Annotated in this window: 22 protein-coding genes; 17 read left to right on the forward strand and 5 right to left on the reverse strand. The window is 64.9% G+C overall.

Annotation, left to right across the window (positions count from 1 at the left end; translation table 11 throughout):
• Positions 1–77: 77 nt before the first annotated feature.
• The 5 genes from gcl (at position 78) to pyk (ending at position 6689) form a co-directional block, all read left to right on the forward strand.
• On the forward strand, positions 78–1679 hold the full coding sequence (gene gcl, locus Q358_RS17420; protein ID WP_425402558.1) for a glyoxylate carboligase: 1602 nt from the start codon (positions 78–80) through the stop codon (positions 1677–1679).
• Positions 1680–1862: 183 nt separating this feature from the next.
• Positions 1863–2639: a hydroxypyruvate isomerase gene (hyi, locus tag Q358_RS0112410; RefSeq protein WP_027962301.1), complete on the forward strand. Its 777-nt coding sequence runs from the start codon at positions 1863–1865 to the stop codon at positions 2637–2639.
• 78 nt (positions 2640–2717) lie between these two features.
• A complete protein-coding gene (locus Q358_RS0112415) occupies positions 2718–3605 on the forward strand; it encodes a 2-hydroxy-3-oxopropionate reductase (RefSeq protein ID WP_027962302.1) in 888 nt (295 codons plus the stop codon).
• A 265-nt stretch (positions 3606–3870) separates the two neighbouring features.
• The gene (locus Q358_RS0112420) at positions 3871–5211 is read left to right on the forward strand and encodes a glycerate kinase type-2 family protein (protein ID WP_084286551.1); all 1341 of its coding nucleotides are present in this window, start codon (positions 3871–3873) and stop codon (positions 5209–5211) included.
• Positions 5208–6689 carry a pyruvate kinase gene (gene pyk, locus Q358_RS0112425; RefSeq protein WP_027962304.1) on the forward strand — a complete coding sequence of 494 codons (1482 nt, stop codon included), beginning with the start codon at positions 5208–5210 and terminating at the stop codon, positions 6687–6689. The genes Q358_RS0112420 and pyk overlap by 4 nt, the downstream gene beginning before the upstream one ends.
• 74 nt (positions 6690–6763) lie before the next feature.
• Here pyk and Q358_RS0112430 read toward each other — a convergent pair whose 3' ends face one another.
• The 4 genes from Q358_RS0112430 to Q358_RS0112445 form a co-directional block, all read right to left on the reverse strand.
• A complete protein-coding gene (locus Q358_RS0112430) occupies positions 6764–8443 on the reverse strand; it encodes a glycerol-3-phosphate dehydrogenase/oxidase (protein WP_027962305.1) in 1680 nt (559 codons plus the stop codon).
• 126 nt (positions 8444–8569) lie between these two features.
• Positions 8570–10075: a glycerol kinase GlpK gene (gene glpK / locus Q358_RS0112435; protein WP_027962306.1), complete on the reverse strand. Its 1506-nt coding sequence runs from the start codon at positions 10073–10075 to the stop codon at positions 8570–8572.
• A 59-nt stretch (positions 10076–10134) separates the two neighbouring features.
• On the reverse strand, positions 10135–10998 hold the full coding sequence (locus Q358_RS17425) for an MIP/aquaporin family protein (protein WP_051530365.1): 864 nt from the start codon (positions 10996–10998) through the stop codon (positions 10135–10137).
• Between the two features lie 415 nt (positions 10999–11413).
• A complete protein-coding gene (locus tag Q358_RS0112445) occupies positions 11414–11995 on the reverse strand; it encodes a DJ-1/PfpI family protein (protein WP_027962307.1) in 582 nt (193 codons plus the stop codon).
• 388 nt (positions 11996–12383) lie between these two features.
• Between Q358_RS0112445 and Q358_RS0112450 the strand changes: the two genes are divergently transcribed.
• From Q358_RS0112450 to Q358_RS0112485, 8 genes are all read left to right on the forward strand, one after another.
• Positions 12384–13118 (forward strand): GntR family transcriptional regulator, encoded by a 735-nt coding sequence (locus tag Q358_RS0112450; protein WP_027962308.1) that lies wholly within the window; start codon positions 12384–12386, stop codon positions 13116–13118.
• 136 nt (positions 13119–13254) lie between these two features.
• Complete coding sequence (gene modA, locus Q358_RS0112455; protein WP_027962309.1) at positions 13255–14067, forward strand: molybdate ABC transporter substrate-binding protein; 813 nt, start codon at positions 13255–13257, stop codon at positions 14065–14067.
• Positions 14067–14735 carry a molybdate ABC transporter permease subunit gene (gene modB, locus Q358_RS0112460; RefSeq protein ID WP_027962310.1) on the forward strand — a complete coding sequence of 223 codons (669 nt, stop codon included), beginning with the start codon at positions 14067–14069 and terminating at the stop codon, positions 14733–14735. The genes modA and modB overlap by 1 nt, the downstream gene beginning before the upstream one ends.
• Positions 14728–15861, forward strand: coding sequence for an ABC transporter ATP-binding protein (locus Q358_RS0112465; RefSeq protein WP_027962311.1), 1134 nt, complete (start codon positions 14728–14730; stop codon positions 15859–15861). The genes modB and Q358_RS0112465 overlap by 8 nt, the downstream gene beginning before the upstream one ends.
• A 7-nt stretch (positions 15862–15868) precedes the next feature.
• On the forward strand, positions 15869–16357 hold the full coding sequence (locus tag Q358_RS0112470; protein WP_027962312.1) for a DUF192 domain-containing protein: 489 nt from the start codon (positions 15869–15871) through the stop codon (positions 16355–16357).
• A gap of 165 nt (positions 16358–16522) precedes the next feature.
• Positions 16523–17533 carry a DctP family TRAP transporter solute-binding subunit gene (locus Q358_RS0112475; protein ID WP_027962313.1) on the forward strand — a complete coding sequence of 337 codons (1011 nt, stop codon included), beginning with the start codon at positions 16523–16525 and terminating at the stop codon, positions 17531–17533.
• A 65-nt stretch (positions 17534–17598) separates the two neighbouring features.
• Entirely contained in the window at positions 17599–18078 is a 480-nt protein-coding gene (locus tag Q358_RS0112480; protein WP_027962314.1) for a TRAP transporter small permease, read from the forward strand.
• On the forward strand, positions 18068–19390 hold the full coding sequence (locus tag Q358_RS0112485; RefSeq protein ID WP_027962315.1) for a TRAP transporter large permease: 1323 nt from the start codon (positions 18068–18070) through the stop codon (positions 19388–19390). The genes Q358_RS0112480 and Q358_RS0112485 overlap by 11 nt, the downstream gene beginning before the upstream one ends.
• A gap of 17 nt (positions 19391–19407) precedes the next feature.
• Here the strand turns inward: Q358_RS0112485 and Q358_RS0112490 are convergent, their stop codons facing one another.
• Positions 19408–19923, reverse strand: a complete 516-nt coding sequence (locus Q358_RS0112490) for a macro domain-containing protein (protein WP_043488282.1) — start codon at positions 19921–19923, stop codon at positions 19408–19410.
• Between the two features lie 112 nt (positions 19924–20035).
• Between Q358_RS0112490 and Q358_RS0112495 the strand changes: the two genes are divergently transcribed.
• From Q358_RS0112495 to Q358_RS0112510, 4 genes are all read left to right on the forward strand, one after another.
• On the forward strand, positions 20036–20281 hold the full coding sequence (locus tag Q358_RS0112495; protein WP_027962317.1) for a DUF2798 domain-containing protein: 246 nt from the start codon (positions 20036–20038) through the stop codon (positions 20279–20281).
• 194 nt (positions 20282–20475) lie between these two features.
• Positions 20476–21864 carry a KamA family radical SAM protein gene (locus tag Q358_RS0112500; RefSeq protein ID WP_027962318.1) on the forward strand — a complete coding sequence of 463 codons (1389 nt, stop codon included), beginning with the start codon at positions 20476–20478 and terminating at the stop codon, positions 21862–21864.
• A 260-nt stretch (positions 21865–22124) separates the two neighbouring features.
• Positions 22125–23105, forward strand: coding sequence for a TAXI family TRAP transporter solute-binding subunit (locus Q358_RS0112505; protein WP_027962319.1), 981 nt, complete (start codon positions 22125–22127; stop codon positions 23103–23105).
• A gap of 125 nt (positions 23106–23230) precedes the next feature.
• Positions 23231–25825: a TRAP transporter permease gene (locus Q358_RS0112510; RefSeq protein ID WP_027962320.1), complete on the forward strand. Its 2595-nt coding sequence runs from the start codon at positions 23231–23233 to the stop codon at positions 25823–25825.
• Positions 25826–25828: the final 3 nt, after the last annotated feature.

Consider the following 25828-nt stretch of genomic DNA (forward strand, 5'->3'; position numbering starts at 1 on the left):
GGAGTAACGAGGCATGAGTGTCTCCTTTCGCCCCCTGGTCGGTTTATAAGAACAGGGTATCAGAGGGTGCGACACTCATCCTGACACTGGGGGCCGAGGCCGGCAACATCGGTGTGTGCATCGGCACGTCCGGCCCGGCCGGTACCGACATGATCACCGGGCTCTACTCCGCCTCGGCGGACTCCATCCCCATCCTGTGCATCACCGGCCAGGCGCCGACCGGCAAGCTGCACAAGGAAGACTTCCAGGCGGTGGACATCCAGGCCATCGCCGGCCCGGTGACCAAGTGGGCCGTCACCGTGCTCGAGGCGGCCCAGGTGCCGCGCGCCTTCCAGCAGGCCTTTCACCTGATGCGCAGCGCGCGTCCGGGGCCGGTGCTGCTCGACCTGCCCATCGACGTGCAGATGACCGAGATCGAGTTCGATCCGGATACCTACGAGCCGCTGCCGACCTACAAGCCCGCCGCCAGCCGCGCCCAGGTCGAGAAGGCGTTGGCCATGCTCAATGACGCCGACAAGCCGCTGCTGGTCGCCGGTGGCGGCATCATCAACGCCGATGCCGGCGAGCTGTTCACCGAGTTTGCCGAGCTGACCGGTGTGCCGGTCATCCCGACCCTGATGGGCTGGGGCATCATTCCCGACGACCATCCGCTGATGGCCGGCATGGTGGGGCTGCAGACCTCGCATCGCTACGGCAACGCGACCCTGCTCGAATCCGACTTCGTGATGGGCATCGGCAACCGTTGGGCCAATCGACATACCGGTGCTCTGGATACCTACACCGAGGGCCGCAAGTTCGTTCACGTGGATATCGAGCCGACCCAGATCGGCCGCATCTTCGGCCCGGATTACGGCATCGTCTCCGACGCCGGGGCGGCCCTGAAGCTGTTTGTCGAGGTGGCCAGGGAATGGCGGGCCGAAGGCAGGCTCAAGGACCGTAGCGCCTGGGCCGAGGAGTGCCAGGAGCGCAAGCGCACCCTGCTGCGCAAGACCCACTTCGACAACGTGCCGGTCAAGCCACAGCGCGTCTACGAAGAGATGAACAAGGTGTTCGGCAAGAACACCCGCTACATCAGCACCATCGGTCTGTCGCAGATCGCCGGCGCCCAGTTCCTGCACGTCTACAAGCCCCGCCACTGGATCAACTGTGGCCAGGCCGGCCCGCTGGGCTGGACCATTCCGGCTGCCCTGGGCGTGCGTCGCGCCGACCCGGACACCGAGATCGTGGCCCTGTCCGGCGACTATGACTTCCAGTTCATGATCGAGGAGCTGGCGGTGGGGGCGCAGTTCAATCTGCCCTATATCCACGTCCTGGTGAACAACTCCTACCTGGGGTTGATTCGTCAGTCCCAGCGCGGCTTCGAGATGGACTACCAGGTGCAGCTGTCGTTCGAGAACATCAACTGCCCCGAGATCAACGGCTACGGGGTGGACCATGTCTCCGTGGTCGAGGGGCTGGGCTGCAAGGCGATCCGCGTTACCGAGCCCGACCAGATCGCGCCGGCCCTCGAGCAGGCCCGCGAGTTGATGCGCCAGTACCGTGTGCCGGTGGTGGTCGAAGTGATCCTCGAGCGCGTCACCAACATCTCCATGGGCACCGACCTGGGCGGCGTCAACGAGTTCGAGGCCCTGGCCGAGAACACCGCCGACGCGCCGAGTTCCATCGCCGCACTGCGCTGATACGTCGATAAGATGCGACGAGGGGCGCCGGGGGCAGGTCGAAGAGGAGGTCCGATTCCAGGGAGGGAATCGGTAGCGTACAGGGATGTATTCACAGCGCCTCCTCGTAGACCTGTCGCCGGATCAGCCCCGGGTGGTCGCCAGATAACCCCGAGCAATGACAGACGACTCAAGGAGTTCGATATGCCCAAGTTTGCCGCCAATCTCAGCATGCTGTTCACCGAGGTGGACTTTCTCGACCGCTTCCAGGCCGCCGCCGAGGCCGGCTTCAAGGGCGTGGAATATCTCTTCCCCTATGACTTCGAGGCCGCCGAGATCAAGCGCCGCCTCGACGACAACGGCCTGGAGCAGGTGCTGTTCAACCTGCCGGCGGGGGACTGGGGGGCCGGCGAGCGCGGCATCGCCTGTCATCCTGATCGCATCGAGGAGTTTCGCGCCGGCGTCGACAAGGCGATCGAGTATGCCCAGGTGCTGGGCAACACCCAGGTCAACTGCCTGGCCGGCATCCAGCCCGGCGGCGTCGACGATGACGAGGCGCGTCGGGTCCTGGTCGAGAATCTGCGCTACGCCGCCGAAAGGCTCGAGGCCGCCGGTATCCTGCTGATCGCCGAGCCCATCAATACTCGCGACATCCCAGGCTTCTTCCTGAACCGTACCGAGCAGGCGCTGGCGCTGTTCGACGAGGTGGGCTCCCGCAATCTCAAGCTGCAGTACGACATCTACCATATGCAGATCATGGAAGGCGACCTGGCCCCGACCATCGAGAAGCACTTCGACCGTATTGCCCATGTGCAGCTGGCCGACAACCCGGGTCGCCACGAACCGGGAACCGGTGAGATCAACTACCCCTTTCTGTTCGACCATCTCGAGCGTCTCGGCTACGCCGGCTGGATCGGCTGCGAGTACAAGCCCCAGGCGGGCACCCAGGAAGGCTTGGGCTGGCTGGACGACGTTCGCTGAAACGTAACGCGTTTCGCACCAGGAAAGATCGAGAAACGAAGCGACGCATCACGCAAGTGAAGTGACAGGAGAATCATCATGAGCAAGATCGGTTTTATCGGACTGGGCATCATGGGGCGCCCCATGGCGGGGCATCTGCTGGACGCCGGCCACGAACTGGTCACCGTCAGGCGCGGCACCCTGGATGCCGCCCTGGCCGAGAAAGGCATGCGCGAACTCGATAACCCCGCGGCGGTGGCCGCCGAGGCCGAGGTGGTCATCACCATGGTCCCGGATACCCCCAACGTCGAGGAGGTGCTGTTCGGTGAGGGCGGCGTCATCGAGGGCCTCAAGCCGGGCACCCTGGTGATCGACATGAGCTCCATCGCGCCGATCCCGACCCAGACGTTCGCCAAGCGCATCACCGAGGCCGGCGGCGAGTACGTGGATGCGCCGGTCTCCGGCGGGGAAGGCGGCGCCATCAATGCCGCTTTGACCATCATGGTCGGGGCCACCGACGAGGGCTTCAGGCAGGCCTCGCCTATCCTCGAGGTGATGGGCAAGACGATCACCCACATCGGCGGTCATGGCGCCGGTCAAACCTGCAAGGTGGCCAACCAGATTGTCGTTGCCCTGACCATCGAGGCGGTCGCCGAGGGGCTGCTGTTTGCCTCGAAGGCCGGCGCCGATGTGGCCAAGGTGCGCGAGTCGCTGCTCGGTGGCCTGGCCCAGTCGAAGATCCTCGACGTCCACGGCGAGCGCATGATCCAGCGCACCTTCGACCCCGGCTTCAAGATCAAGCTGCACCAGAAGGACCTCAACCTGGCACTGGAAGGGGCGCGCACCCTCGATCTGTCGTTGCCCGGCACCGCCAACGCCCAGCAGCTGTTCCAGGCCTGTGCCGCCAACGGTGGCGCCGATTGGGATCACGCCGGCATCCTGCGCGCCCTGGAGACACTGGCCAACCACGAGGTGGGTCAGCAATGAGATCGCTTGCTGACCCGGTGCTGGGTCAGCGACGACAGGGGAGGTGACTGCTCCCCGTGGAGCCCGTCGAGGCCGAGCCGGTCGTCAGTGGCCGGTCGAGGTTGACGGGTTCCGGGAGGCAAGTGTTAGATCGTTGCACGCCTCCCGGGTCGCCCATGGCGGCCCTTCCCGGTGGTAGGGGCGACCCGTCACCGGGACTTTTTTTACGCCCCCCGAATATCGATAGCGCCCGGGCGGGGGCCATTAGCCACAGAGGAGAACTCTCATGGTCACCACGCCGTCCTCATCCTCCCCCGAGGCCATCGCCGCGCTGTCCGAGGCACAGGCCCTGCAGTTGTTGCGCAGCCTGGCCGACGCCGCCGTGCGTGCCGTTCATCCCGATAGCCTGCTGCCCGGCGAACTGCCGTCACCGCCCGCCGGTCGTACCCTGGTGGTGGGCGCCGGCAAGGCCGCCGCCGCCATGGCGGTGACGCTGGAGCGGGCCTGGTTGGCCCATCAGCCCGAGGCGCCGCTGGCGGGGCTGGTCGTGACTCGCTACGGCCATGGCCCCGAAGATCCGGGGGCTCCCTGTGAGCGCATCGAGGTCCTCGAGGCCTCGCATCCGATGCCCGATGGCCTCAGCGAGGAGGCCGCTCGGCGCATGCTCGAGGCGGTGGAGCCGCTGGGCGAGGATGATCTGGTGATCGCGCTGGTCTCCGGCGGCGGCTCGGCCTTGATGAGCCTGCCGCCGCCGGGCATCGGCATGCCGGACAAGCAGGCCCTCAACCAGGCGCTGCTGCGCTGCGGGGCACCGATCCGCGAGATCAATACCGTGCGCCGCCACCTGTCGGCCATCAAGGGCGGGCGCCTGGCCGCGGCGGCGCATCCGGCTCGGGTATTGACCTGGTTGATCTCGGATGTGCCCGGCGACGATCCCACCCTGGTCGCCTCGGGGCCTACGCTGCCGGATGCCAGCTCTCCGGCGGATGCCCTGGCCATTCTGGAGCGCCATGGCATCGAGATTCCCGATGAGGTCCGCCGTCACCTGGAAACGACCGGCGAGGCGCCGGCGCCGGAGGATCCAGGCTTCCAGCACGACCGTCCCCGGGTGCTGGCGCGCGCCTCCGACGCCCTGGAGGCCGCCCGCCTGGCCGCGGAGGCGAGTGGTATCGAGGTGCGCATGCTCGGCGATGATCTCGAAGGCGAGGCCCGTGACCTGGGCCGCGACCAGGCGCGCCTGGCGCTCGACTGTCAGCAGGAGGCGACGAGCCCGCTGTTACTGTTGTCCGGGGGAGAGACGAGCGTCACCGTGAGGGGAAATGGTCGCGGCGGGCGCAACGTCGAGTACCTGCTGGGGCTGTTCGAGACGCTGGAGGGGAAGGCAGGCATTCATGCCCTGGCCATCGATACCGACGGCATCGACGGTTCGGAAGACAATGCCGGCGCGCTGTTTGCCGCGGGTGACCGGGCACGGGCAGAGCGCCTGGGACTTGACCCGGCCGCCTTTCTGTCACGCAATGATGCCTATACTTTCTTCCAGAGGCTGGGCCGTCTGATCGTGACCGGCCCCACGCGGACCAACGTCAACGACTTCCGTGCCATCCTGATCCTGCCGAGGACGCCATGACACTTCCCCCCCATGCCCCCATTCACGACCCCATCCGCCGCACCAAGATCGTGGCCACCCTGGGCCCCGCCAGCGACCACGACGGCGTGCTCGAGGCCATGATCGACGCCGGCGTCGATGTGGTGCGCCTGAACTTCTCCCATGGCAGCGCCGACGATCATCGTCGCCGCCTCGAGCGGGTCCGCGAGATCGCCGCCCGGCAGGGCCGCAGCGTCGCCGCCCTGGGCGACCTGCAGGGACCCAAGATCCGCACCGCCCGCTTCCGCGAGGGCGCGGTAGAGCTCGCCGAGGGCGCTTCCTTTATCCTCGACATGGCACTGGGCAGCGATGACGGCGACGCGGAGCGTGTGGGCTGCGACTACCAGCAGCTGATCGACGACGTCGCCCCCGGCGACCGCCTGCTGCTCGATGATGGCCGGCTGGTGCTCGACGTCACCGCCGTGGTGGGTCAGGAGATTCATACCACGGTGACGGTGGGCGGCAGGCTCTCCAACAACAAGGGCATCAACAAGCTGGGCGGCGGGCTCTCGGCGCCGGCGCTGACCGACAAGGACAGGGCCGACCTGACCACCGCCGTCGACATCGGCGTGGACTATCTGGCGGTTTCCTTTCCCCGCCACGCCGCCGACATGACCGAGGCGCGGGAGCTGCTGGGCGAGGCCGGCAAGGAGATCGGCCTGGTGGCCAAGCTCGAACGCGCCGAGGCGGTGGCCGACGATGCGACGCTGGACGGCATCATCGAGGCCTGCGAGGCGGTGATGGTGGCCCGCGGCGATCTCGGCGTGGAGATCGGCGACGAACAGCTGATCGGCACCCAGAAGCGCATCATCAAGCGGGCACGCAGCCTGAACCGCGCGGTGATCACCGCCACCCAAATGATGGAGTCGATGATCGAGTCGCCGCTGCCCACCCGTGCCGAGGTGTTCGACGTCGCCAACGCCGTTCTCGACAGCACCGATGCGGTGATGCTCTCCGCCGAGACCGCCGCCGGCGACTTCCCGGTGGAGACCATCGAGGCCATGGACCGGGTATGCCTGGGCGCCGAGCGCGAGAGGATCGCCCAGGAATCGGGCCACCGCATCCACGAGGGGTTCACCCAGGTCGACGAGACCATCGCGCTCTCCGCCATGTATGCCGCCAACCATCTCTCCGGCGTGGCGGCCATCGCCTGCATGACATCGACCGGCTACACGCCGCTGATCGCCTCGCGTATCCGCTCGGGGCTGCCCATCATCGGCCTGGCCCATAGCGCCATCGCCCAGCGCCGCATGGCGCTCTATCGCGGCGTGGTGTCGCTGCCCTTCGACACCAGCGAGATGACGGCCCAGGAGCTCAACGACCGGGCCCTGGCGCTGCTGGTGGAGAAGGGCATCGCCGAGCCGGGAGACCACGTGATGCTGACGCGGGGCGACGAGATGAACGCCCATGGCGGCACCAACACGCTGAAGATCCTCGATGTGAAAGACCACCATGGATGATGGCGGATGTGACGGGGGCATGCCGTTGAAGGCATGACCCCGTCGCTTTTCCTGGGCTCAATCCGGGGAGAGGGTCACCACTTCAGCGATTCGGAACGCGCCGGGTTATGGGCCTCGGTGGAGGCGCTCAGCGTCTCCTGGGGTGCATCGCCCCGATCGTCGAAGTACTCGTCGAAGCGCTGCTGGGCCTTGTCGCCGAACAGGATCTCGCAGGCCTCCATCAGGCCGGGGGAGTGGCGGATACGCTCGTTGCTGACCACCAGGGAGATCTTCGAGCGACGACGCAGGAAGTCCTCGAGTCGTGTGATCATTTCGCGGCGCTGTGCCTGGCGCAGCTCGCAGCGGATGTACTCGGTGCCCTCGATCAGCAGCTCGCCCTGACGCGGGTCCTCACGGATCTCTTCGAGCATGTCCAGGGCATGGATCCCGTAGCGCCGCCATAGCCGTGTGGACAGCGGCTCGGGGGCTTCCGGCGGGGTCATGGCGTCGAGGTCCATCAATCGTGCCTGGTGCAGGAATTCCTGCCTGACCGATTCGGGAGGCTCGCCGTACCAGAGGGCATCGGGGTAGGGGGCGGTCACGCCCAGCCGCCGCACTTCTTCGACGATCTCCTCTCCCACGTTCAGGCAGTCGGTCAACTTGCCGCCGAAGATGCTGATATGGGCCGTCGCTTCATCGGTGTCGATGGCATGCTTGCGGGAAAGCTGCAGGAAGTCTCGGGCGCCGCCGGCACTGGGCTTGACCGCCAGGGGGCGCACCCCGCAGCGGGTGGCGATGATGTCGTCCTTCTCGAGGGGTTGGTCCAGGTCGAGGCGCTTGTTGATATTGTCGAGTACGAAGTCGATATCCTCGTCGGTGACCTGTACCTCGGGGCTTTCCATCCGCGTGTCGGTGGTGCCGATGCAGGTGCGTTGCCCCATGGGGATGACGAAGAACAGCCGGCCGTCATCGGCGAAGAAGGCCAGCACGCGCTGGCTGTCGGTGAGCCGGGGCACGATCAGATGAATACCCTTGGAGTAGGCGTGCTGATGCGGCGTCTGCTGCTCGGTCAGGGCATTGTGCTGGTCGACCCAGGGGCCGGCGGCATTGATGACCACCTTCGCGCGGATCTCGAAGGTATCGTCGTTCATGACGTTGCGGGCATCGATGAGCCAGCTGCCGTCCTCACGCCTTCCTCCTCGGGATTCGACGTAGTTGGCCGCCACGGCGCCGTGGTTCAAGCCGCTGCGAATGAAGTTGAAGACGAAGCGTGCATCATTGTCGTGCAGGTAGGCATCGGAATACTCGAAGCCCCCCACGGTGTCGCGCGTGTCGATAATCGACTCCCGGGCCTTGATGGCCGAGGGCGTCAAGAAGCGTGGGATTTTGGTGAAGCCATTGCCCATCAGCCAGTAGAGCCAGGTTCCCGCCCACAGGTAACGGGGGCGATAGCGAAAGCCCTTGGCGATGGTGGTTGAAAAACGGATTTCCTGGACCGTGGAGGGAAAGCTCTTGATCAGGTGGTTACGGCTCTTGCAGAGCTTGCGGACCAGTGCGAAATCATAGCTCTCCATATACTTGATGCCCCCCCAGACCAGGTTGGAGGAGTGCATGCTGGTGGCGCCGGCGAAGTCACCGCGGTCGATCAGTGCCACCTTGACGCCCTTGCCGGCCAGCGCCGCCGCCGCGGAGGCACCGTTGATGCCGCCGCCGATGATCAGCACGTCGAAGGTCTCGTTGGCCAGTTTATCGATATTGCTGTCACGCAGTTTCATGGGGGCTCCAATCACGAGTATATGGGGCTTTCTGCACCGGTCGGCGGACACAGCCGAGGCCCTGCGGGGAAGGGGCTGGCCTTGAGGTTGGGCTGCCCCCCGCGGCAAGCGCAGGGGGCGCGGCATTTATTCCGCGTCTTCCCGCTCCCACTCCATGCTGCGGCGGACGGCCTTCTTCCAGCCCTTGTAGCTACGCTCGCGCAGCTCGTCGTCCATGTGTGGCTCGAAGGTGCGCTCCAGCCTGCCCTTGCCGACCACCTCAGGCTTGGTCCACACGCCGACGGCGATGCCGGCCAGGTAGGCCGCTCCCAGGGCGGTCGTCTCGGTGACGACGGGACGCTCCACGTTTACCCCGAGCATGTCGGCCTGGAACTGCATCATGACATTGTTGGCCACGGCGCCACCGTCCACCCGCAGGGACTTCAGGGTGATGTCGGAGTCGGCCTGCATGGCGTCGATGACATCCCGGGTCTGGTAGGCCAGGGAATCCAGGGTGGCCCGGGTAATGTGTTCCTTGCGGGTACCGCGGGTGAGCCCGAAGATCGCCCCCCGGGCGTACATGTCCCAGTAAGGGGCCCCCAGCCCGGCAAAGGCCGGGACCACATAGACGCCACCGGCATCTTCCACCTTGCCGGCGTAGTATTCCGAGTCCTCGGCGGAGTCGATGAGCTTGAGTTCATCGCGCAGCCATTGCACGGCCGCCCCGGCGATGAAGATGGCGCCCTCCAGGGCATATTCGACCTTGCCGTCCACTCCCCAGGCGATGGTGGTCAACAGGCCGGACTTGGAGGGTACGGGCGTCTCGCCGGTATTCATCAGCAAGAAGCAACCGGTGCCGTAGGTATTCTTGACCATGCCCTTCTCGAAGCAGGTCTGGCCGAACAGGGCGGCCTGCTGGTCGCCGGCGATGCCGGCGATGGGCACCCGGGCGCCGCCGAACATCTCGGCCCCCGTGGTGCCGTAGACCTCGCTCGAGGGCCGCACCTCCGGCAGCATGGCGGCCGGAATGTTCAGCTCCTCGAGCATGCGCTGGTCCCACTCCAGGCTATGGATGTTATAGAGCAGGGTGCGCGAGGCATTGCTGACATCCGTGATATGGCGCTCGCCGCGGGTCAGGTTCCACACCAACCAGGTGTCCATGGTGCCGAACAGAAGATCGCCGCGCTCGGCCTGCTCCTGAGCGCCTTCGACGTTGTCGAGGATCCAGCGGATCTTGGTGCCCGAGAAGTAGGAATCCGCCACCAGGCCGGTGGTCTCGCGAATATAATCTTCCAGTCCACGCGCCTTGAGCTCGTCACATAGGGCCGCGGTGCGGCGATCCTGCCAGACGATGGCGTTGTGGATGGGCTTTCCGGTGTGACGATCCCAGACGACGGTGGTCTCGCGCTGGTTGGTGATGCCGATGGCGGCTATTTCGGAAGGCTTGATGCCCTGGGTTTCCAGGACCTCACGGGCCACGCCCATCTGGCTGCCCCAGATTTCCATGGCGTCGTGCTCGACCCAGCCGGGTGTGGGGTAGTGTTGGCTGAATTCCTTCTGGGCGATGCCCACGATCTGGGCATCTCGGTCGAAGAGGATGGCACGGCAGCTGGTGGTGCCCTGATCGAACGACATGATATAGCGTTGTTCCATGATGTGTTCCTTGCTCTTGTTGGATATCGGTTGCTGTCGTCTTGCGGTGGCGCTATCCATCAGCCCTGGTGATGAACATCGGCGGCGCCAAGGGCGCCAGTCGCCGGCATCTCGGGGAGGGAATGCAGCTTCTTGCGGCGCTGCGCGAAGAGGGACACGATGACCGGGCATGCCAGGACCACGGACAAGGCAATCGCCAGTGCCAGTGAGCTTCCCTCGATAAAGACGTAGCGATAGAAGAGCCCGCCGGCAGCGCCGCCGATTAATGGCCCCACGACGGGGACCCAGGCATACTTCCAGTTTGATCCGCCCTTGCCGGCGATGGGCAGGATCCAGTGAGCCAGGCGCGGCCCCAGGTCTCGGGCCGGGTTGATGGCGTAACCGGTGGTGCCGCCGAGTGACAGGCCGATGGCAAGGATCAGCAGGCCGATGATCAGGGGGTTGAGTCCCTCGGTAAAGTCATTGGCGCCGATGGCCAGAACGCTCAGCACCAGCACGAAGGTCCCGATGACCTCGCTCATCAGGTTGGAAGGCGTATGAGTGATGGCGGGGTCGGTAGAGAAGACGGCCAGCTTGGCGTCCTGGTTATCGGTCTTTTCCCAGTGAGGGTAGTAATGCAGCCAGACCACCATCGCGCCGATGAAGGCGCCGAGCAGCTGGGCGAGGACATAACCCGGCACCCTTGACCAGGGAAAATCACCGTTGATCGCCAGTGCGATGGTAACCGCGGGGTTGATGTGGGCACCACTGAACTGACCGACCGCGTAGATTGCCATGGCGACCCCCATGCCCCAGCCGAAGGTGATGACGATCCAGCCGCTTGCCTCGGCCTTGGAATGCTTGAGAACCACCCCGGCGACGACGCCGCCGCCGAAGATGATCAGGATCATGGTGCCTAAGACTTCGCCTAGTAAGGGAGTCATGATGGTTCCTTGGATTGTCGTTTTGGGAGCAAGTGTAGTTCGTTTTTGAAAACTAAGAGTTGGTAGCGAACATTGCAATATCTTTCTCGGCCGTCAATCGTTTCTGTGTTTAAAGTATTGTTTTAAATCTGTTTTTATAGGGTTATGCTTTCGTTTAATGCTAAGCCGTCTGGCATGGTATTAGCGCTTTTCTGCTTTTTTGAAAGTCAAAAGGCGCTCTTTGTTCGATTGACAACTTCGCATGAGGTCTCGAGTCGTGCGAGGGAATGGGAGGAAGTCAAGAGAGGGCTCGGATCCGCGGCTGGCATGGCTGGTGAGCCGGAAGTGTCGCTGGCGCGGTGGCCGTTGAGGAGGAGGGCAGGAGCGACCGCGAGCGCCGATGATCGGCGCTCGCGGAGCTGATGACAGGGAGCGATCAAGGGGAAATGCGGGTGCCCAGTACCTCCAGGAAGGCCGCGAGCCAGGCCGGGTGGGCAGGCCAGGCCGGTGCCGTGACCAGGTTGCCGTCGGTCTCGGCGGCATCGATCGCGATGTCGGCGTAGATTCCGCCGGCGAGTCGCACCTCGGGAGCGCAGGCCGGGTAGGCCGACACGCGCCGCCCCTCGATCACTTCCGCCCCGGCGAGTACCTGGGCGCCGTGGCAGACGGCGGCGAGTGGCTTGTTTTCCTCCGCGAAGTGGCGAACCATCGCGAGGACCTCGGGGTCTAGGCGCAGATACTCGGGAGCACGCCCGCCGGCGATCACCAGGGCATCGTAGTTCGTTACCTCCACGTCCTTGAAGGTGGCGTTGAGGATGAAATCATGGCCTCGTTTCTCGGTATAGGTCTGATCACCCTCGAAATCATGGATGGCGGTCTTGATCTTGTCGCCTGCCTCCTTGCCGGGACAGACGGCGTCCACTCGATGGCCTACCATGAGCAGTGCCTGGAAGGGAACCATTACCTCGTAGTCTTCGGCGAAGTCACCGACCAGCATCAGGATGCGTTTTGCAGCCATGGCATTGTCTCCATATTGTCATTGTGAGGACCCCAGGCCCCCATGCTTGCGCCAAGCGTAACCACGGCGAGCAGGCCCGGGGCTCGACGCTTCTATCGGGCTCTTCCCGATCGATGGTGCGATAGAATCTCCCAGTATGAACGATACGGAGTATTCTGCAGGGAAGACTGCGATACAGATGTTCTTAATGCAACACTCGCCCGGCGCTGGTTTCGAAAGTGAATGCTGCGGATCGATTCAGGTGCCTCGAGGTCCCGAAGAAACTGTCGCGTGATGGCTAGCGCCGGCTTATATTATTTTTGTATACAGAATGCCCGCAGGCTGTGGTCCACCATGGGAAAACATGCCAAGCTGAGGCCTTTCGTCACGCAGCGGGAGGGGCGCGCCCATGAGCAGTGCCTGGCAGGAAGAGGTTGCGGCCGCCGCCAGGGCCGGCAATCGGATCAGCGATCGTTTTATCGTCGACCAGGTGCGTCGCGCCGTGTTGATGCAGCGCCTCCCTCCGGGCACGCGTCTGCCGGAGGTGACGCTGGGCGAGGTCTTCGGGGTCAGTCGGTCGGTGGTGCGCAAGGCCCTGACTCGTCTCGCCTCCGAGCACGTGGTGGACCAGCGCCCCAACCAGGTGGCACGGGTCCGCGCGCCGAGCATCGAGGAAACCCGCGAGACCTTCGCCGCCCGGCGTCTGGTCGAGGGCGAGGTGGCCGCGTTGCTGGCCGGTGGCCTCGACACCGTCACGGCGGCGCGCCTCGAGCGCGAGATCGAACGCGAGATCGAGGCCCACGAGCGCGGCGATGAGCCGGCGCGTATCGAGCACTCCCTGGCGATCCATCACCTGCTGGCGGACCAGTCACCGAATCGCGTACTGGGCACGATGCTCACCGACCTGATCCTGCGCACCTCCATCGTGATTGCCCTCTACAAGCGGCCGAATCTCGGCACCTGCTACCTGAAGGGAGATCATCCCTCGCTGCTGGCTGCCCTCCGGCAGGGCAAGGACGATGCCGAGGGAGCGAGGGAGGCTATCGTTGCGCACCTGGCGAGTCTCGAGGCGTTGCTCGACCTCGGTCTTCGCGAGGAAGAGACGGACCTGCACAGCATCTTCGCCGGTGTTGCCACGAGCTGAGTGCCGTGCCTGTCCCGGGTGGGGCTGGTTCGCTTGCATCTGACCCCCATCGTTACTGGGCTTCACGGTGGTGTGGGTTGTGGGCACCGGCGGGCTGTCGGACAATGCGTCCACTCATGCCTTGCGGAGCCCCGCCATGCGGCCCTTTATACGCTCAGGATATTGCGCCCTGCTGATGGGCCTTGCGCTACTGCTGTCCACACCGACTCTGGCCAAGCCACCTATCGTGGCGGCGGCCTCTTCCCTGCAGGCGGTCTTTCCGCACCTCGCCGAGGCATTCGAAGCCGAGACAGGCGAGTCGCTACGGGTCAACTTCGGCTCGTCGGGTAATTTCCGCCGCCAGATCGGCCAGGGCGCTCCCTTCGAGCTCTTCCTTTCCGCCGATGAGGCCTATGTGCTGGCGCTGCACGAGGCGGGCCGCCTCGAGGACGCGGGGCGGGTCTATGCAGAGGGGCGGCTGGTTTGGCTGCAGAGAAAGCAGGAACCGGGGCGCCTGCCCAGCGAGGAAGACTCGCTGGCGGCGGTGCGAGAGGCGGTCGCGGCGCATGCCGCCGGAGAGGGGCGGGCGCGTATCGCCCTGGCCAATCCCGAGCATGCCCCCTACGGCGTGGCGGCACGACAGACACTGGCCCATGCCGGGCTCTGGGAGCCCAGCGAGCCACTGCGAGTGCTGGGGGAGAACGTCGCCCAGGCGACCCGCTTTGCCCTCTCGGCGGATGCCCGCGGCGGCCTGGTGGCCTGGTCCCAGGCATTGGCGCCGGCCGTGGCGGCACGCAGCGAGTTCGTGATGATCCCGGCCGAGTGGCATCGGCCCCTGGTGCAGCGCATGGCGCTGGTGAAAGGGGCCGGTGAGACCGCGCGGGCCTTCTATGCCTGGCTTCAGCGGGAAGAGGCGCGCCGGATCCTGGCCGACTACGGTTTCCGTATCGCCGAGGCCGAGCCACGCTGATGGATTGGACGGCGCTCTCGGTCTCGTTGCACCTGGCTGGCCTCACGGCATTGCTGTTGTTGCCGGTGGGCGTATGGCTGGGGCGCTCCCTGGCCGCCAGCCGCCTGCGCGCCAAGCCCCTGGGGGAGGCGCTGATCGCCCTGCCGCTGGTGATGCCGCCCACGGTGCTGGGGTTCTATCTGATGCAGGCCTTTGGCAGCGAAGCCCCGTTCGGGGGGCTCTGGGCACGATGGTTCGGCGAGGGGCTCAACTTCACCTTCGAGGGCATCCTGCTCGCCTCCCTGGTGGCTAACCTGCCCTTCGCGGTCCAGCCGGTCCAGCGTGCCTTCGAGGCGGTGCCCGCCAACCTGCGCGAGGCGGCCTGGTGCAGCGGCCTGTCGCCGTTGCACACCCTGTGGCGCATCGAGCTGCCGCTGGTCTGGCCGGGCATCGTGTCGGCCATGGCGCTCACTTTCGCCCATACCCTCGGGGAATTCGGGGTTATCCTGATGGTGGGTGGCTCCATTGATGGCGAGACCCGCACCCTGGCCATCGCCATCTACGATCGAGTGCAGGCCTTCGACGAGAGTGGGGCGGCCATCATGTCGGCGATGCTGCTGCTGGTGTCCTTCATCACCATTGGCGTGGTCTACGGCCTCGCGGGACGCAGGAGGTGGCGTCGTGCCTGAGTCCACAGCGGCCCCGGCTCCCCTGGATGTCAGCCTGCATCAGTCGGGCCCCATCCCGCTGGCGGCGGACTTTCGCTGTGGGGCCGGCGAACTGCTGGCCCTGGTGGGGCCCTCGGGCAGCGGCAAGACCACCCTGCTGCGCAGTATCGCCGGCCTCTATCGCCCGGCCGCCGGGCGCATCGCCTGTGGCGAGGCGGTCTGGTTCGATGCCGACAGACGACTGGCACTGCCGCCCCAGCGTCGCCGCCTGGGCCTGGTGTTCCAGGACTATGCGCTGTTCCCCCACCTCACGGCGCTGGGTAACGTCATGGTGGCCCTGCATCATCTGCCGGCCGCCGAGCGGCGCCATCGGGCCGAGGAATGGCTGGCCCGGGTGCGGCTGGAAGGGCTGGCCGGGCGTCATCCGAGCGAACTCTCCGGCGGCCAGCGTCAGCGGGTGGCGCTGGCCCGGGCGCTGGCACGCGAGCCCCGGGTGCTGCTGCTCGACGAGCCCTTCTCGGCGGTGGATCAGGTGACTCGGCGCCGCTTGCAGCGCGAGCTGGCGTTGTTGCGCGAGGAGATCGCCATCCCCATCGTGCTGGTCACCCATGACCTCGATGAGGCGGCGGCGCTGGCCGACCGCCTCTGTGTGCTGCACGCCGGGCGCACGCTTCAGGCCGGCCCACCGGAGTCGCTGTTTCGGCGCCCCGCCTCACCCCAGGTGGCCCGGCTGCTCGATCGCCACAATGTCTTCGCAGGCGAGGTGGTGGCGGTAGGCGGCAAGCGCCGTCTGGCCTGGGGGCCCTGGCGCCTGGAGGTGGCCGAGGGACTCGAGTCACTGGCGCCGGGCACCCGCGTGGCCTGGTATTTGCCGTCCTCGGATGTGGTGCTGCACCGTCGGGGGCGTCCCTCGCTGGGCGAGCGCGAGAATCCGGTGCAAGCCCGGGTCGAGGAGCTGGTCGTGCTCGGCGGGATGGCCTCGGTTACCCTGGCCTTCGATCACACGCCCCGGCGGCTCGGCTTCGAGATCGCCACCCATGCCGCCCGCCGTAATGGCCTGGCCCGGGGGGAGGCGGTACAGGTCTCGCTGCTCGCCGCGGGGATCCACCTGATGCCGGACGCCACCATCTCCGGCGATGACCCATGAGTTTGCCATGAAGAATTGCGTGACTACCGCCATCCTTGCCCTGGCTCTTCTCTCGCCCGTCTCGGCAAGCGTTGCCGAGACGGGCGTGGAGCGCCTGCCGCTCACCGTCTCTACCGACACGGGGCCACACGAATTCCGCGTTGAGGTGGCGGACGAATCGGCCGAGCGCAGCCGTGGCCTGATGGGCCGCGAGCAACTCGCCGAGGACGCAGGAATGCTGTTTCTCTACGCTACGGAGAAGCCCGGCAGCAGCGGTTTCTGGATGTATAATACCCTGATTCCACTGGATATCGCCTTTATCGACGGGGAGGGGCTCATCGTCTCGACCCATACCATGACGCCCTGCGGCTCGGATGCTCCTGCCGGGTGTCCGGTGACGCGGCCGGGAATGCCCTATCGGGCCGCGCTGGAGGTCAATGCCGGCCTCTTCGAAGCGCATGGCATCGGCGCCGGGGACTGTGTCGCCTGGCCGGGCCACGAGGCACGCTGCGAATGAGTGTTCGGGCTGATATTCAACGCTGGGCCCCTTAGAATGGGCTGGGGTGGCGTCAGGCTTGCCGACAGGCTCGTCCACGGCTGCCGGCCCACCGCGCCGACACATCGTGTTACTCATAACCATAACCGCGCCGCGCCGGATGGGGCGTCGCTGCAAGGACACGCCATGACAACGTATCGATCGCTTGCCAAGCTGGCCGCCGCCCTGGCCGGTGCCGCCGTACTCACCGCCTCGCTCTCTGTCCAGGCGCGCGAAATCGCCGTTTCCACCGTGCTCTCCGATGCCTTCCCCTGGGGCCAGGCCGCCGAGAAGTGGGCGGAGCTGGTGAAGGAGCGCTCCGATGGGCGCATCACCATGCGCGTCTATCCCAATTCCCAGCTGGTCAACGGGGATCAGACCCGGGAGTTTTCCGCCATGCGTTCCGGGCTGATCGACGCCGCGGTGGGCTCCACGATCAACTGGTCGCCCCAGGTGCCGGAGCTCAATCTCTTTTCCCTGCCCTTCTTCCTGCCCGACGAGGCGGCGGTGGATGCCGTTACCGGCGGTGAGGCGGGTGAGAGGATCTTCGCGGCCATCGAATCCAGGGATGTCATCCCGCTGGGGTGGGGCGAGAACGGTTTCCGCCAGCTCTCCAACTCGCGTGGCGCGATCGATGAGCCCCAGGACCTCGAGGGGCTGAAGATTCGAGTGGTGGGCTCGCCGCTGTTTCAGGATACCTTCGATGCCCTGGGGGCCGATCCGACCCAGATGAGTTGGGCCGATGCCAAGCCGGCCTTGACGACCGGGGCGGTGGATGGTCAGGAGAATCCGCTCTCGGTATTCGACGTGGCGCGCATCGATCAGGTGGGCCAGGCGCATCTGACCCTGTGGAACTACATGAACGATCCGCTGATTTTCGCCGTCAATCGCCAGGTCTGGGAGTCGTTGGACGAGGGCGACCAGACGATGCTGCGCGAGGCCGCCGTGGAGGCGGGCGAGTGGGAGATGGCCATGACCCGGGAGGAAGAGAGCGAGCGCCTGGCCGCCATCCAGGAGCGTGGCGTCACCGTGACGGAACTCTCGGATGCCCAGTACGATGCCTTCGTCGAGGCCACCTCCAGCGTGCATGATGAATGGGTGCCGAAGATCGGGGCGGAGATCGTCGAGGCCGCTCGCGTCGCCGTCGAGTCACGCTGATTCCCGCCTGTCCTTCCCGTTACCGGTCGGCCCGCGTGGCCGGCCGCCGCCTTGAGAGGTGACGCATGACGCCTTTCCCGGATGCCAGGCCGGAGCGCTGGCTGGCGAGCCTGGCCCTGGTGGTCATCGCGCTGATCAGTCTCGGCAATGTGGTGACCCGTTACATTACCGGTGGCTCGCTGGCCTTTACCGAAGAGTTCTCGGTGTTCCTGCTGGTGGTGCTGACCTTCGGCGGCGCCGCCGTGGCGCTGCGGCGCGACGGCCATATTCGCATCGGCATGCTGGAGCGTGCCCTGCCATCGGGGCCACGTCGTTTTTTGGTGCTCTTCCAGGGTATCTGTGGGGTCGCGGTACTGGGGTTGATCACCTGGTTCGGCGCCAGGCTGGCCTGGCAGGAGTACCAGTGGGAGACCCTCTCGCCGGGGTTGGGGCTGCCGCAGTGGTGGTATATCGTCTGGCTGCCGATGCTGGCGGCGTTGATGCTGGTTCGCCAGCTGCAACAGGTTCGTGACCGACTGCGTGGGGGTCTCGAGGATGAGTCCTGACCTGTGGATGCTGCTGGCCTTCGCCGGGCTCTTGATTGCCGGGGTGCCGGTGGCCTTCTCCCTGGGGCTGGCCGGCGCCACGGGCATCCTGGCCGGGCTGTCGCCGGCGATGCTGGCGACGCTTGGCACCAATACCTACAACAGCATCGCCAAGTATCCGCTGATTGCCATACCCTTGTTTATCCTCACGGGGCTGATCTTCGAACGCTCCGGGGTCGCGCTGCGCCTGGTGCGTTTCGCCCAGGCGATGATCGGCCCGCGCCACGGTGGCCTGGCGCTGGTGGCGGTGCTGGTCTGCATGATCATGGGAGGCATGAGTGGCTCGGGGCCGGCGGATGCCGCCGCGGTGGCGATGGTGATGCTGCCCAGCATGACCCGGGCGGGCTATCCGAAGCCATTCTCCGCTACGCTGATCGCCGCCTCGGCCTCCACGGCGATCTTGATTCCGCCCTCGGTGGCGTTGATTCTCTATTCTATCGTCGTGCCGGGGGTCGATCTGCGGGCGCTGTTCGCCGCCGGGCTCTTCCCGGGGGTCCTCGCCGGCCTGGCGCTGCTGGTCCCCGCGCTGCTGGTCTCGCGTCGCTATGGTTGGGAGGGACGTGGCCGGGTGGGCGGCGCTGCGGAGGCGGGCGTCGAGCGCCTGCGGGTAGGCGAGACCTTCAAGCAGGCGATACCGGCCTTGTTCGCGCCGGTATTGATCCTGGGTGGGCTACGCTCCGGGCTCTTTACCCCCACCGAGGCGGCAGTGGTGGCGGTGGCCTACGGCGTGGTGGTCGGTCTCTTCGTGACCCGGGAGCTGGGGATGAAGGACCTCTGGGCGCTGTTCGGCGAGGCGGCGGTGATCTCCGGGGTGGTGATGTTGATCATCGCGCTGGCGGGCATCTTCGCCTGGGCGGGCACCATGCTGGGCACCTTCCGCCATCTGGCGGAGTGGATCATCTCCCTCTCCGACAGCGGGGTCGTGTTGCTGGTGCTGATCATGCTGGCGGTACTGGCCGCCGGCATGTTGCTCGATGCCATCTCCATTTATCTGATCATGATGCCGATCCTGATTCCGGTGATGCAGCATTTCGAATGGAACCCGGTATGGTTCGGGATCCTGCTGGCGATGAATATTGCCATCGGCCAGTTTACGCCACCGGTAGCGGTCAACCTGATGGTGACCACCGAGGTGGCCAGGATTCGCCTGGAACAGACCGTAGGCTGGGCGCTGCTGTTCGTGGTCGCCATGGCCGCCGCCCTGGGGCTGGTCGCCGTATTTCCGGAAATCGCCCTGTGGCTGCCGCGAACCCTGGGATACAACGTGGGGTAGGATGTCCAGGGAAGGGATCAGCCCTCGTTCTGCAGGGTGGCCTGGGTACGCTGGAAGAGGACGGTACTCTCGGCGTCGAAGAGCACGAAGCGTACCCGCTCGATGTGAGGACAGTCGGGCAGGGTAGCGATCACCGTCTCGAGCGCTACTCGCGCCGCCTCTTCCAACGGATAGCCGAAGGCGCCGGCGGAAAGTGCCGGGAAGGCGATGGAGCGCAGGCTCTCGCGTTCGGCCAGCACCAGGGCGTTCCGGTAGCAGTCGGCGAGCAGCACCTCGGCGGGCTTGTCGACGCCGTAGACCGGCCCCAGGCAGTGGATCACATGGCGGTTGGGTAAGGCGAAGGCTTCGGTGATCACCGCCTCTCCGGGTCGGATCGGCGCCAGCGATCGACAGGCACGATCGAGCTCCGGGCCGGCGGCGCGATGCAGGGCCCCGGCGACTCCACCACCGGTTCGCAGCTGGGCGTTGGCGGCGTTGACCACCGCATCGATGTCGGGTTGATGGGCGATATCCCCCTGAATGCACTCGATCATCCTGCCTCCTGAGATAAGCGACGATGGGGCGCGGGTGTGATTCGCGATGGACGGATTATAATCGGCGCCATTTCCCTCTTCACTCTCTCCTTACAGGCTATCAGGAGTTTCGATGTTCTTCCCGCCGCGCCTTGCCCCCTTCGTCTTTGCCGTGCTGATGTCGCTCTATATGGTGTCCCTGATGACCTGCGTGATTACCTGGGTCAATACCGGCCTGGGCGAAGGTTTTATCGGCCGCTGGTGGCGTGCCTTCTATATCGCCTGGCCCGTCGCTTTTGCGCTGATCCTGGTGGGGGCGCCACGCCTGCAGCGCCTGGCGGCCAAGCTTGTTCGTCGGCCCGTCGGACAGCGAAGATAATATTTGGACAAAATGTTGCGTTTTTCCCTTTTTACGCGACATTCGTTGCAAAAAGCGGCAGAAAGTTGAAACTTTCGCCTCCCCGCTGTACCAATGGCCTCCCCCTTATAACCGATGCCGGCACCGCCTTCCGAGGCGGAAGCCCCGGCCCCTTGTGCCTGGGTACGCCGGATGTGACAGCAGGAGGAGGCGAGATGAACCAGAGCGTCAACATCGAGCTTGGCAGCCCCGCGGCCGAGGCCTTCGAGGCCCGCCAGTTCAAGGTTTATACTCATCGTCAGCTCGACAGGATCGAGGCGATCCAGAACTTGCCTGACGATCTGCGTTTCGATATGCGGGTCGTCAGCCAGGTACTGCCGTTCCGGGTCAACGAGTACGTCATCGAGGAGCTGATCAACTGGAACAATGTGCCTGAGGATCCGGTCTTTCAGCTTACTTTCCCCCAGCGCGGCATGCTGCTACCCGAGCATTTCGAGGAAGTGGCCGAGCTGATGCGTCGCGAGGCCGCCGTGGCCGAGATGAAGCCGGTGGTCGAGCGCATCCGTTCGGAGCTCAACCCCCACCCGGCGGGGCAGATGGATCTCAATCTGCCACTGCTCGACGACGAGCCAGTGCCCGGCATGCAGCACAAATACCGCGAGACGGTGCTCTTCTTTCCCAGCCAGGGACAGGTATGTCACAGCTACTGCACCTTCTGCTTCCGCTGGGCGCAGTTCGTGGGCGACAAGGACCTCAAGTTCGCCTCCAATGAAGCCGACTCCCTGCATCGCTATCTCGCCGAGCACAAGGAAGTCACCGATCTGCTGCTGACCGGCGGGGATCCCATGGTGATGAAGGCGAAGCACCTGCGTCAGTACCTGGAGGGGCTGATGACGCCGGAGCTGGATCACGTCCAGGACATCCGCATCGGTACCAAGAGCCTGACCTTCTGGCCCTACCGCTTTGTCACCGACCCCGACGCCGAGGATATCCTCGAGTTGTTCCGCGAGCTGACCGCGGCCGGCAAGCACGTGGCCTTCATGGCGCACTTCAACCACTGGAAGGAGATGGATACCCCCATCTGCCGCGAGGCGATCCGTCGCATCCGCGCCACCGGCGCCGAGATTCGCACTCAGGCGCCTCTGCTCCGTCATATCAACGACGATGCCGACCAGTGGGCGAAGATGTGGACCACCCAGGTGCGCCTGGGGATGATTCCCTACTACATGTTTGTCGAGCGCGACACCGGTGCCCGCCATTACTTCGAGGTGCCGCTGGTGAGGGCCTGGGAGATCTATCGCGAGGCAATGAAGCAGGTGCCGGGCCTGGCGCGTACGGCTCGTGGGCCGTCGATGTCCGCCGATCCCGGCAAGGTGGAAATTCAGGGCGTCACCGAGATCAAGGGCGAGAAGGTCTTCGTGCTGCGCCTGATCCAGGGGCGCGACAGCGACTGGGTGCAACGCCCCTTCTTCGCGAAATACGACGAGGGAGCCACCTGGCTCAACCATCTGGAGCCGGCCTTCGGCGAGAGCGAGTTCTTCTATGAGGCCGAGTTTGCCGCCATGAAGGACGACAAGCAGGCGCTGATCATGAAGGCGTCGTGAGAGGAGGCAAGAGCCTTCGCGTGCCATCCTTGTCGTGTTGCGCCATAAAATTAACGCTTCATAAACGCTCGGCGCGGCTAGACTAGGTCATGGATTATCAGAAGATGGATCGACCTGTCGGCCATGAGCTGCCGGCCTTGCCTCCGGTTATTATCCCCGGAATAATTTTTTCGCTAAAGTAGAGGGGAGTGGTAAATTTGGAGTCCGTTGCGGTTGCGACTCTTCCGCTCTCTTGCCGACAACGTCAACGAGGTATGTTCATGAAACGTCATGCATTCTCTGCTGCTGCCTTCACCGGCGCGATCCTGGGGGCCGCGATGTTCGCGTCACCGGCCATGGCCCAGGACGAAGAGAAGTTCATCACCATCGGTACCGGCGGTCAGACCGGCGTCTATTATGTGGTCGGCCAGTCCGTCTGTCGCCTGGTGAACCGTCTGGACGACGCCAACATCAAGTGTAATGCACCCTCTACCGGTGGCTCGGTGGCTAACGTCAACGGCATCAAGTCCGGTCAGCTGGATATGGGTGTGGTGCAGTCGGATGTCCAGTACCAGGCCTACAACGGTACCGGCAACTTCGAAGACGAAGCCTTTGAAGACCTGCGTGCGGTGTTCCGTGCCCACGGGGAGCCGCTGACCATTCTGGCCCGCGCCGACTCGGGCATCGAAACCCTCGATGACCTGGAAGACAAGCGCGTCAACATCGGTAACCCGGGTTCCGGTCAGCGCAACACCATGGAAGTCGTGATGGATGCCAAGGGCTGGACCGAGGACAGTTTCTCGCTGGCCTCCCAGCTGGATGCCGCCGAAATGGCCTCGGCCCTGGCGGATAACAATATCGACGCCATGGCCTATGTGGTGGGTCACCCCAACGGTTCCATCCAGGAGGCCACCACCACCGTCGATTCTCGGCTGGTTCCGCTCAATGGCGAAGCGATCCAGGGGATCGTCGACGAGTATCCCTACTACTTCATGTCGACCATTCCCGGCGGGCTCTACAAGGGCAACGACGAGGATGTCGAGACCTTCGGTGTGGCGGCGACCTTCGTGACCACCGCCCAGGCTGACGAGGAAATCGTCTACCAGACCGTCAAGGCGATCTTCGACAACTTCGACCGCTTCAAGCAGCTGCATCCGGCCTTCGAGAACCTCGTTCCGGAAGAGATGGTCTCTGCCGGCCTCTCCGCACCGCTGCACGAAGGGGCGGCTCGCTACTATCGCGAGCAGGGCTGGATCGAGTGATACGAGGGATCTCCCCTCGATGAGGAATGCGCGGTCACCCGAGGGGGCCGCGCATTCTGTTTGGGATACCGGAAGACCCCATTCCGGACCCTCTCAGGGTAAATGTTACAGAGCAGGGCACGCTTATGACTGAGGACAACAAGAGGGCCGCGGGGCATGAGGTGGATCTCGAGGATATGGTCGCCTCGAGTGATACCGGCGCTCGCAAGCCGGCCGGTGCGCCGGGCAAGCTGCTGGTCAGCATTGCCGCCGCCTGGTCGCTCTTCCAGCTATGGATCGCGTCCCCGCTGCCGTTCATGCTGGGCTTCGGGGTCTTCAATGCCACCGAGTCCCGCTCCATTCACCTGGCCTTCGCGCTCTTCCTGGCCTACATGGCCTATCCGGCGCTCAAGCGTTCGCCCCGCGATCGTATTCCCGTTCAGGACTGGGTCCTGGCGACGGCCGCCGCCTTCTGTGGCGCCTACATGTTCATGTTCTATGAACAGTTGGCCCAGCGCCCCGGTGCGCCGATCCTGCAGGACGTGATCATCGGGGTGGCGGGTATCCTGTTGCTGCTCGAGGCCACGCGACGGGCGCTCGGTCCGCCGCTGATGATCATCGCCTCGATCTTCATCATCTATTCCCTGGCCGGGCCCTACATGCCGGGCATCCTGTCCCATCGCGGCGTCAGCCTCTTCGGCCTGGTCAACCACCAGTGGTTGACGACACAGGGTGTCTTCGGCATCGCGCTTGGGGTATCCACCAGTTTCGTCTTCCTGTTTGTCTTGTTCGGGGCGCTGCTCGACAAGGCAGGGGCGGGCAACTACTTCATCAAGGTCGCCTTTTCGCTGCTGGGGCACTACAAGGGTGGGCCAGCCAAGGCCGCCGTGGTGGCCTCGGGCATGACCGGCCTGATCTCCGGCTCTTCCATCGCCAACGTGGTGACGACCGGCACCTTTACCGTGCCGATGATGAAGCGTGTCGGCTTCTCCTCGGAAAAGGCCGGCGCGGTGGAGGTCTCCTCCTCGGTCAATGGCCAGATCATGCCGCCGGTCATGGGGGCTGCGGCCTTTCTGATGGTCGAGTATGTGGGCATTTCCTACGTGGAAGTGATCAAGCATGCCTTTCTGCCGGCGTTGATCTCCTATATTGCCTTGATCTATATCGTTCATCTCGAGGCCCTCAAGGCAGGTCTTCAGGGGCTGGAGAGCAGTAATCCGCCCAAGCCGCTGGTGCGCAAGGCGATCGGCTTCCTGGGTGGCCTGCTGCTGATGATGATCACCGCACTCGTGGTCTACAACGGCCTGGGCTGGTTGAAGCCGGTACTGGGTGATGCGACTCCCTGGGTGGTGGCCGCTGGGCTGGCGGTGATCTATGTGGGGCTTCTGAAGGTGGGCTCTCACTATCCCGAGCTGGAGCTCGATGACCCCGATGCCCCCATCTACCAGCTGCCTCAGACCCGACCCACGGTGATGGTTGGCCTGCAGTTTATCCTGCCGGTGGTCGTGCTGATCTGGTGCCTGATGGTGGAGCGCCTTTCGCCCGGGCTGTCGGCGTTCTGGGCCACGGTGTTCATGGTCTTCATTATCCTGACCCAGCGCCCCATCACGGCGATGTTTCGCGGGCAAAGCGCACCGGCGGCGGACCTCCGTGAGGGTGCCCTGGATCTCTGGAACGGCTTGATCACCGGTGCTCGGAACATGATCGGTATCGGTATCGCCACGGCCACGGCCGGCATCATCGTCGGCGCGGTGTCCCAGACCGGCGTCGGTCTGGTGCTGGCCGACGTGGTGGAGATCCTCTCCATGGGCAACCTGATGCTCATCCTGATCTTCACCGCGGTGCTCAGCCTGATTCTCGGCATGGGCCTGCCCACCACGGCCAACTACATCGTGGTATCGGCGCTGCTGGCACCGGTGATCGTCCAGCTGGGCGAACAGAACGGCCTGCTGGTACCGTTGATCGCGGTCCATCTGTTCGTCTTCTACTTCGGCATCATGGCGGATGTTACGCCGCCGGTGGGGCTGGCCTCCTTTGCCGCGGCGGCGGTGTCGGGCGGGGATCCGATCCGCACCGGCTTCCAGGCCTTCTATTACAGCCTGCGTACCGCCGCCTTGCCGTTCCTGTTCATCTTCAATACCGATTTGCTGCTGATTGATGTCTCGTGGCTTCAGGGGGTGCTGATATTCGTGGTCTCGACCATTGCCATGCTGATCTTCGCCGCCGCCACCCAGGGGTTCATGCTCGCGCGTAATCGCTGGTACGAGTCCATCGTGCTGCTGCTGGTGGCCTTTACCCTGTTCCGCCCGGGCTTCTGGATGGATCAGATTCATGATCCCTACCAGGAGATCCCGCCGGCACAGTTCGTCGAGGCGCTGGGTAACGTCGATGCCGAGAGCACCCTGCGCCTGCAGATCCTGGGCGAAGATGACTTCGGTGATCCGCTGACCACCTACATGCAGCTGCCGGTGCCGAGTGGCGAGACCGGCGAGGAGCGACTGGACAACCTGGGGCTGCAGCTGATCATCGAGGATGAGACCGCCGTGGTCGACATGGTGGCCTTCGGTAGTCAGGCCTCGGATCTGGGCTTCGACTTCGATCAGGAGATCATCCAGGTGCTGGCGCCGGTGGATCGCTGGACCAAGGAACTGATGTGGATTCCGGCCTTCCTGGTATTAGGCCTGATCATAATGATGCAGCGTCGGCGGCGGGACCGTGGTGCCGCCGTGGCCTCGGCTTGAGGG

Origin of the sequence: Halomonas halodenitrificans DSM 735, from assembly GCF_000620045.1 — a bacterium.
Lineage (GTDB): Bacteria > Pseudomonadota > Gammaproteobacteria > Pseudomonadales > Halomonadaceae > Halomonas > Halomonas halodenitrificans.

Excerpts from the sequence above, each read along its gene's own strand:
- hyi (WP_027962301.1), top strand. The coding sequence starts at position 1,863 with ATGCCCAAGTTTGCCGCCAATCTCAGCATGCTGTTCACCGAGGTGGAC.
- Q358_RS0112415 (WP_027962302.1), top strand. The coding sequence starts at position 2,718 with ATGAGCAAGATCGGTTTTATCGGACTGGGCATCATGGGGCGCCCCATG.
- Q358_RS0112420 (WP_084286551.1), top strand. The coding sequence starts at position 3,871 with ATGGTCACCACGCCGTCCTCATCCTCCCCCGAGGCCATCGCCGCGCTG.
- pyk (WP_027962304.1), top strand. The coding sequence starts at position 5,208 with ATGACACTTCCCCCCCATGCCCCCATTCACGACCCCATCCGCCGCACC.
- Q358_RS0112430 (WP_027962305.1), bottom strand. The coding sequence starts at position 8,443 with ATGAAACTGCGTGACAGCAATATCGATAAACTGGCCAACGAGACCTTC.
- glpK (WP_027962306.1), bottom strand. The coding sequence starts at position 10,075 with ATGGAACAACGCTATATCATGTCGTTCGATCAGGGCACCACCAGCTGC.
- Q358_RS17425 (WP_051530365.1), bottom strand. The coding sequence starts at position 10,998 with ATGACTCCCTTACTAGGCGAAGTCTTAGGCACCATGATCCTGATCATC.
- Q358_RS0112445 (WP_027962307.1), bottom strand. The coding sequence starts at position 11,995 with ATGGCTGCAAAACGCATCCTGATGCTGGTCGGTGACTTCGCCGAAGAC.
- Q358_RS0112450 (WP_027962308.1), top strand. The coding sequence starts at position 12,384 with ATGAGCAGTGCCTGGCAGGAAGAGGTTGCGGCCGCCGCCAGGGCCGGC.
- modA (WP_027962309.1), top strand. The coding sequence starts at position 13,255 with ATGCGGCCCTTTATACGCTCAGGATATTGCGCCCTGCTGATGGGCCTT.
- modB (WP_027962310.1), top strand. The coding sequence starts at position 14,067 with ATGGATTGGACGGCGCTCTCGGTCTCGTTGCACCTGGCTGGCCTCACG.
- Q358_RS0112470 (WP_027962312.1), top strand. The coding sequence starts at position 15,869 with ATGAAGAATTGCGTGACTACCGCCATCCTTGCCCTGGCTCTTCTCTCG.
- Q358_RS0112475 (WP_027962313.1), top strand. The coding sequence starts at position 16,523 with ATGACAACGTATCGATCGCTTGCCAAGCTGGCCGCCGCCCTGGCCGGT.
- Q358_RS0112480 (WP_027962314.1), top strand. The coding sequence starts at position 17,599 with ATGACGCCTTTCCCGGATGCCAGGCCGGAGCGCTGGCTGGCGAGCCTG.
- Q358_RS0112485 (WP_027962315.1), top strand. The coding sequence starts at position 18,068 with ATGAGTCCTGACCTGTGGATGCTGCTGGCCTTCGCCGGGCTCTTGATT.
- Q358_RS0112490 (WP_043488282.1), bottom strand. The coding sequence starts at position 19,923 with ATGATCGAGTGCATTCAGGGGGATATCGCCCATCAACCCGACATCGAT.
- Q358_RS0112495 (WP_027962317.1), top strand. The coding sequence starts at position 20,036 with ATGTTCTTCCCGCCGCGCCTTGCCCCCTTCGTCTTTGCCGTGCTGATG.
- Q358_RS0112500 (WP_027962318.1), top strand. The coding sequence starts at position 20,476 with ATGAACCAGAGCGTCAACATCGAGCTTGGCAGCCCCGCGGCCGAGGCC.
- Q358_RS0112505 (WP_027962319.1), top strand. The coding sequence starts at position 22,125 with ATGAAACGTCATGCATTCTCTGCTGCTGCCTTCACCGGCGCGATCCTG.
- Q358_RS0112510 (WP_027962320.1), top strand. The coding sequence starts at position 23,231 with ATGACTGAGGACAACAAGAGGGCCGCGGGGCATGAGGTGGATCTCGAG.